Genomic DNA, 6,692 nt, shown 5'->3' with positions numbered 1-6,692 from the left:
ACTGTTGCCCCCGCCAGGACCGGCCACGGCGAACCCGGTGGATCTGCTGGACGCCTATGCGTACCCCCCGCGGGAGGCGGGCCCGTATCTGCGGGCCAACATGGTCTCCTCGCTGGACGGCGCCGCGACCCACGAGGGCACCTCCACCCTGCTCTCCTCCCCCGCCGACATGCGGATCTTCGGCACCCTGCGCGCCCTGGCCGACGCGGTCGTGGTCGGCGCGGAGACGGTCCGCCGGGAGGGATACCGCCCGGGAAAGGCCCGCCCGTCGTTCGCCGAGCGCCGCGCGGCGGACGGCCAGACACCGGCCCCGGCCATCGCCGTGGTCAGCCGGCGGCTCGACCTGGACTTCTCGGCACCGCTGTTCACGGCCGCGACGACACCGACTCTGGTACTGACGGGCGCGGGCGCGGACCGCAAGGCGCTGGCCGCGGCCGACGCGGCGGGGGCGCGGGTGGTGATCGCCGGCGACGGCGACGGCGTGGACCCGGTGCGCGCGGTGCGCGAGCTGGCCGCGCTGGGCCTGTCGCGGCTGCTGCACGAGGGCGGCCCGCGGGTGCTCGCGCAGTTCACGGCGGCCGGGGTGGTGGACGAGCTGTGCCTGACTGTGGCGCCGTTCGCCGTCGGCGGGGACGCGCCGCGGATCATGAACGGGCCCGGGGTCCCCGGTCCGGCCCGCTTCGTACCGGTGTCGGTTCTGGCGGAGGACGGCTTCCTGTTCACCCGCTACGTCAAGCAGACGGAGGCGCAGGTCACGGCATAAGGCACTCTCCCGGGGGACGCGCGGCGGAAAAAAGCGGATTCATTCGTTCCGCTTCGCGTACCGCGGGGACAATGGAAACGGCGCCCGGTGAAGATCGGGGCCTCGTTCGCGAGAGGGAAGGACGGGTCCGTGTTCACGACCGTACTCATGATCGAGAAGCCGCTCGCCGCGGCCGATGTGGAGCTGGTCACCACGCTCCACGGCGACGAGCAGGTCTCCTTTGTCGTACTCATGCAGCCCCGCGGCGACCAGGACCGCCTGCTGCGCGCCGTGGACGACGTGGCGCTCGGCTACCTCGACGACGCCGCCCGGGAGAACGAGGTGCCGGAGGGCCAGGACGCCTTTCCGCCCGCCGAGCGCTCCCTCGCGCACTCCCTGGAGGCGCTGCGGTCCGCCGGCGTGCCGGCCGAGGGCGAGGTGGTGGAGAGCCATCCGCTGGACAAGCTGAAGGCCGTGGTGGAGCAGACCGGGGCCGACGAGGTGGTGGTGCTGACCGCGCCGCACTTCGTGGAGGAGTTCTTCCACCGCGACTGGACCTCGCGGGCCCGGCACAAGGTGGGCGTGCCCGTACTGAAACTGTTCGCGCAGCACGACTGAGCCGGCGGCATGCCCGTCAAGGGAAACGGCGGCACGCCCGTCGGGAAAGCAACCCCGTACTAGTGCCACAATCGGGGCTTCGGAACATGGATGAACCACCCTCTGGAGACCCGCGCATGAGCCCGTCCGGCCCGCCCGTACCCCCCGACCTGGACCGACCGCACTTCATCGGCATCGGCGGCGCCGGGATGTCGGGGATCGCGAAGATCCTCGCCCAGCGGGGGGCGCAGGTGGCCGGCAGCGACTCGAAGGACTCCGGGACCGCGCAGGCGCTGCGGGCGCTGGGTGCCACCGTGCACATCGGCCACGACGCGGCGCACCTCGCACCGGACGCGTCGGCCGTGGTCGTGTCCAGCGCGATCCGCGCGGAGAACCCGGAGCTGGTCGCGGCCCGCGAGCGCGGCCTGCCCGTGGTGCACCGCAGCGACGCGCTGGCCGCGCTGATGGAAGGCACCGTCCCGATCGCGGTGGCGGGCACGCACGGCAAGACCACCACCACCTCGATGCTGGCGGTGGCGCTGACCTCGCTGGGCCTGGAGCCGTCGTACGCGATCGGCGGCGACCTGGACGTGCCGGGGTCCAACGCGCGCCACGGCGGCGGCGAGATCTTCGTCGCCGAGGCCGACGAGTCCGACCGCAGCTTCCACCGGTACGCCCCACAGGTCGCAATAGTGCTCAACGTCGAGTTGGACCACCACGCCAACTACGCCTCCCTGGAGGAGGTGTACGAGTCCTTCGAGGAGTTCGTCGGCAAGGTGCGGCCCGGCGGCACCCTGGTGGTCTCCGCCGACCAGGCCGGCGCGGTCGAGCTGACCGCCCGGGTCCGGGACATCGGCGGTCTGAACGTGGTGACCGTCGGCGAGACCGAGGGCGCCGACGTGCGGATCACCCGGATCAACCCGCGCGGGCTGACCAGCGAGGTCAGCGTCATGCTCGACGGCCGCATGCTCACCTTCACGGTGTCCGTGCCCGGCAGTCACTACGCGCACAACGCGGTCGCGGCCCTCGCCGCGGGCATCGCGGCCGGCGCCCCCGCCCGCAATCTGGCGTCCGCGCTGGCGAAGTACACCGGCGTCAAGCGCCGCCTCCAGCTCAAGGGCGAGGCCGCGGGCGTGCAGGTGATCGACTCCTACGCGCACCACCCGACGGAGATGGCCGCCGACCTGACCGCGATCCGGCAGGCCACCGGTGCCGGCTCCGCGCAGGACGGCGGTTCGGCGGCCGACGGCGGCCGGGTGCTGGTGGTCTTCCAGCCGCACCTGTTCAGCCGTACGAAGGAACTGGGCACCGAGATGGGCGGCGCGCTGGCACTGGCGGACGCCTCGCTGGTGCTGGACATCTACCCGGCCCGCGAGGACCCGATCCCCGGCATCACCAGCGACCTGATCGTGACGGCGGCCCGGACGGCGGGCGCGGACGTGACCGCCGTGCCCGACCGGGACGCGGCCGTGGAGCTGGTGGCGGGAATGGCGAAGCCCGGTGATCTCGTTCTCACCATGGGGGCGGGTGACGTAACGGATCTCGGTCCCCTGATTCTCGCCCGGCTCGCCGACTGAGGCCGTCCGAGGCCGACTGAGGAGGTTCGCATGTCGCAGGATGCGCGCAAGTACCAGGTCGACAAGACCGACGAACAGTGGCGCGCCGAGCTGTCCCCGCAGGAGTACGCGGTGCTGCGCCAGGCCGGCACCGAGCGCCCGTTCGCCGGTGAGTACACCGACACCAAGACCGAGGGCGTCTACTCCTGCCGGGCCTGCGGCGCGGAGTTGTTCCGGTCGGACACGAAGTTCGAGTCGCACTGCGGCTGGCCGTCCTTCTACGACCCGGCCGGCTCCGACGCGGTGGAGCTGATCGAGGACCGCTCGATGGGCATGGTGCGGGTCGAGGTGCGCTGCGCGAACTGCGGCTCGCACCTGGGCCACGTCTTCGAGGGCGAGGGCTACCCGACGCCCACCGACCAGCGTTACTGCATCAACTCGATCTCGTTGCGGCTGGCCCCCGCCGAGAGCTGACCGCGCCCCCGCCGGCAGGCCCCCCGTGACGGCCTGATCCGCTCCCTCCCGCACCCCCGGGTCGTAAGGTGATCGGCAACACACCGAACCGGGGGGATGGGCCGTGGACGACAGCACCGAGAGCACCGGAGCCGACCGCGGAACCGGAACCGGGGCCGGGATCGAGGCCGGCGGAGCGGCCGATCGTTATGACGTCCTGGTCGTCGGCGGTAGCGGCATCGACACCATCGTCCGGGTCGACGAGCTGAAGATCCCCGGCAGCGACTCGGTGTCGGTGCCGCCGGTCCGTGACTACGTCGCGCACACCGGCAACGGCGTGGCGCTGGGTTTCCACGCGCTCGGCCGCCGCACCAAGTTCGTGGACTTCCTCGGCGACGACGCCCCCGGCCGGATGATCCTCGACAAGTACGCGGCGGTCGGCCTGGACTTCGACCACCTGGTGGCCCCCGCCGGCACCCCCCGCAGCGTCAACCTGGTCGACGCCGAAGGCCGCAGGTTCTCCTTCTTCGACGGCCGGCACCCCGCCGACCTGCTGATGCCGCTCTCCTTCTGCGGCCCGCACCTGGACCGGGCCCGGCATGTGTACCTGGCCCGCTCGCACGTCAACCGCGAGCTGTTCGACGCGGCCCGCCGGCGCGGTGTGCCCGTGTCGACCGACCTGCACACCTGGGACGGCGCGGACCCGTCGGCCCACCCGTGGGCGTACGGCGCCGACTACGTGTTCATGAGCGCCGCCACCGTCAAGGAGGGGGTGGCCGACGTGCTGCGCGACATCGTCGCCCGCGGCCGGGCCCGGCTGGCGGTGGCCACCGACGGCGCCGACGGTTCGTACATCCTGGACCGCGCCCGGCCCGACCTGGTCCGGCACTTCCCGGCGGTCCGCCCCGAACTGCCGGTGGTGGACAGCAACGGCGCGGGCGACGCGTATGTCACCGCCTTCCTGCACACGCTCTTCGACGGCGGCGACCTCGACCAGTGCGCGCTGGCCGGTTCGGTCTCGGGGGCGTTCGCCTGCGGGCACCACGGCACCCACGAGGCGCAGATCGGCGCCGACGAACTGGCCGCGAGCTGCCTGCGCGCACGCGCGTCCGGGGCGGTGGACGGCACGGCTGCGGCGGGCGGTACGGCCCCCGCGGGCGACGCGGCCGTCAGCGGGTGAGCGTGCCGGCGCCGATGGTGCCCGGCGACCGCGCGGGGAGCTTGCCGACGCCGACACAGAGCCGCAGTTGCTTCAGTGACTTACGGCAGGAACTCGACAGCATGACGCACGTTTCACGCAACCGCCTTCATCGGCACGTGACTTCACGCCCGCGCGGCCCCGAGCCGGGCCACCGCCCGCACCGACACCCACAGCGCGAGAGCCGCCGCGCAGATCGACGCGGCGAGCGCGACCACCGGGTAGTGCACCGCGCCCGACTGCGACCCGTGCACCAGGGACGTCACGGCGGCCTGCGCGGGCGAACCGGTGGTCAGCAGCACCGCTCCCGCGCCGAAGACGGTGACCAGCACCGACCAGCCCGCCCCCGGTAGCAGCGGCGAGTTGGTCAGCGCGCCGACCGCCGTACCGAGCAGCACGGAGACCGCCGCGGCCATCAGCCCGGCCAGCAGCGCCGGCCCGATCGGGATGTCCGCCCGCATGTCGTCGGTGTGCGCCCCGCTGACCGCGGTGACCACCACCGTGCCGGCCAGCCCGATCAGCCCGGACGCCCCCAACGCGGCCAGCAGCGCGCCGAGATGGGCCCGGTCCGGCCCCACCGCCGAGGCCGTGCAGGCCCGTGCGGCCGCGGGCTCGCCCGTCGCGCACACCCGCACCAGCCAGGCGGCGACCGGCAGCAGCAGCGCGGCCGCGTACCCCAGCGAGCCGAGCAGCGCCTCGCCGCCCGCGACGCCGATCGCCATCACGGCGCCGTAGAAGATCAGCGGCGGCAGCCAGCGGTGCGAACGCATCAGCAGGTCGGCCTGGTAGGCGACCACCGCGCCGAGCCGGCGGTACGGACCGACCGGTTGTGGTGTGTCACCCGCCGCCGGCACGGTCGCCGCGGGTACGGTCGCCGCGCGGACACGGGGCCGCGGCACGCCCCCACCCCGGCCGCGTACGGCCTCGATGTGCCAGGGTGGTTCGGCGCCGAGCAGGGCCCGCAGCGCGCCGTCCGACGCCGCCGCCGGCAACTCCACGCCGATCCGCCCCTCGCCCTTCCGCCACGGCCCGAACGGCCTTACCGCGGGCGGCACTTCACCGCTCCCGGCGGCCTCGATGACGACGCGGTCCCCGGCGGGCGGGACGGTGCCGCCGTCCGGCGCGGGACGATCCGCGGCCCCCTCGGGGTCCGGCTGGTACGAAGGCCGGTACGGGCTTTGCGCGGTGGCGTCCCGGACCGCACCGCCCGCCGCCACCGCGTACACCGCGGTCGCCTCCCCCGCCAGGCGGCGCGGGTCGTGGTCGACGTAGAAGACGGTCGCTCCCGCGCCGACCCGTTCGCGCACCACGTCGTCGAGCACCGCGCGGGCGGCCGTGTCGAGACCGGTCCACGCCTCGTCGAGGACGAGCAACTCCGGGTCGGCGAGCAGCGCCTGGGCGACGGCGACCTTCTGGCTGGTGCCCTTGGACAGCTCGTCGAGCGGGGTGCCGGCGTAGCCGGCTATACCGAAGCGCTCCAGCCAGTGCAGGGCACGGGCGCGGGCGGTTGCCGTCGGCAGGCCGCGGATCGCACCGAGGTGGCTGAGGTAGCGCAGCACCGGGAACGGCAGCGCCGCCGGGAACCGCTCGGGCACGTACGCGGTGCCGGCTGCGGGCCGCCCGACCAGGCGCCCGGCGGTCGGCCGGTCCACGCCCGCGACGATCCTCAACAGGGTGGACTTCCCGCTGCCGTTGACGCCCTCGACCCGCACCAGCGAGCCGGCCGGCACCTCCAGCGTCACATCCCGCAGTGCCCAGGGACCGCGCACCCCGTAACGCCGCCCGACCTCTTCGAGCCGCAGCCCGTTCGCGTTGAGCATGCCTCATCCTGACCCGCCCCGCGGGGAACGCACCATTCCGGTGGGAGACTGGCTCGGTGAGCAGCCCCTTCCAGCACGATGCGGACGACCGCGACGCCGCGCCCCAGTACGTCCTGCCCCTGGTGGTCCGGATCGAGCGCGAGGCGCCGCCGGCCCGCACCGACGCCCTGCAGACCGCGGCCCGGGCCGTCCTGACCCTGCTGTCCGACGAGCGGGCGACCGACGAGGACGGCGAGTGGACGCAGTTGGTCCACGCCTGGCAGGACGCCCGTATCCGCAAGGTCGTACGGCGCGCCCGCCGCGCCGAATGGCACCGGGCCGAGGCG

6 protein-coding genes and 1 pseudogene are annotated in these 6,692 nt (G+C 73.9%); 6 read left to right on the top strand and 1 reads right to left on the bottom strand.

The features are described from left to right. Position 1 precedes the first annotated feature (1 nt). The 5 genes from AC13HU_RS28750 to AC13HU_RS28730 all read left to right on the top strand — a co-directional run bounded on the left by AC13HU_RS28750 (position 2) and on the right by AC13HU_RS28730 (position 4,528). A complete protein-coding gene (locus AC13HU_RS28750) occupies positions 2-763 on the top strand; it encodes a pyrimidine reductase family protein (protein WP_483044881.1) in 762 nt (253 codons plus the stop codon). 129 nt (positions 764-892) lie between these two features. Then, on the top strand, positions 893-1,360 hold the full coding sequence (locus tag AC13HU_RS28745) for an indole-3-glycerol phosphate synthase (RefSeq protein ID WP_483044880.1): 468 nt from the start codon (positions 893-895) through the stop codon (positions 1,358-1,360). 116 nt (positions 1,361-1,476) lie between these two features. Then, the gene (murC, locus tag AC13HU_RS28740) at positions 1,477-2,916 is read left to right on the top strand and encodes a UDP-N-acetylmuramate--L-alanine ligase (protein ID WP_483044879.1); all 1,440 of its coding nucleotides are present in this window, start codon (positions 1,477-1,479) and stop codon (positions 2,914-2,916) included. Between the two features lie 30 nt (positions 2,917-2,946). Then, positions 2,947-3,369, top strand: coding sequence for a peptide-methionine (R)-S-oxide reductase MsrB (msrB, locus tag AC13HU_RS28735; RefSeq protein WP_483044878.1), 423 nt, complete (start codon positions 2,947-2,949; stop codon positions 3,367-3,369). Between the two features lie 103 nt (positions 3,370-3,472). Further along, entirely contained in the window at positions 3,473-4,528 is a 1,056-nt protein-coding gene (locus AC13HU_RS28730; protein WP_483044877.1) for a carbohydrate kinase family protein, read from the top strand. A gap of 143 nt (positions 4,529-4,671) precedes the next feature. Here the strand turns inward: AC13HU_RS28730 and AC13HU_RS28725 are convergent, their stop codons facing one another. After that, the gene (locus AC13HU_RS28725) at positions 4,672-6,366 is read right to left on the bottom strand and encodes an ATP-binding cassette domain-containing protein (RefSeq protein WP_483044876.1); all 1,695 of its coding nucleotides are present in this window, start codon (positions 6,364-6,366) and stop codon (positions 4,672-4,674) included. A 56-nt stretch (positions 6,367-6,422) separates the two neighbouring features. Here AC13HU_RS28725 and AC13HU_RS28720 point away from each other — a divergent pair. Further along, positions 6,423-6,692 (top strand): annotated as a pseudogene (locus AC13HU_RS28720) (peptidyl-tRNA hydrolase); the annotation flags it as partial.

It is taken from the genome of Streptomyces sp. NH27, from assembly GCF_056859195.1.
Note: the sequence above shows the minus strand (reverse complement) of the source record. Positions and strands in the feature narration are given on the sequence as shown.

Coding starts and splice junctions, on each gene's coding strand:
- murC (WP_483044879.1), top strand. CDS start 1,477: ATGAGCCCGTCCGGCCCGCCCGTACCCCCCGACCTGGACCGACCGCAC.
- msrB (WP_483044878.1), top strand. CDS start 2,947: ATGTCGCAGGATGCGCGCAAGTACCAGGTCGACAAGACCGACGAACAG.
- AC13HU_RS28725 (WP_483044876.1), bottom strand. CDS start 6,366: ATGCTCAACGCGAACGGGCTGCGGCTCGAAGAGGTCGGGCGGCGTTAC.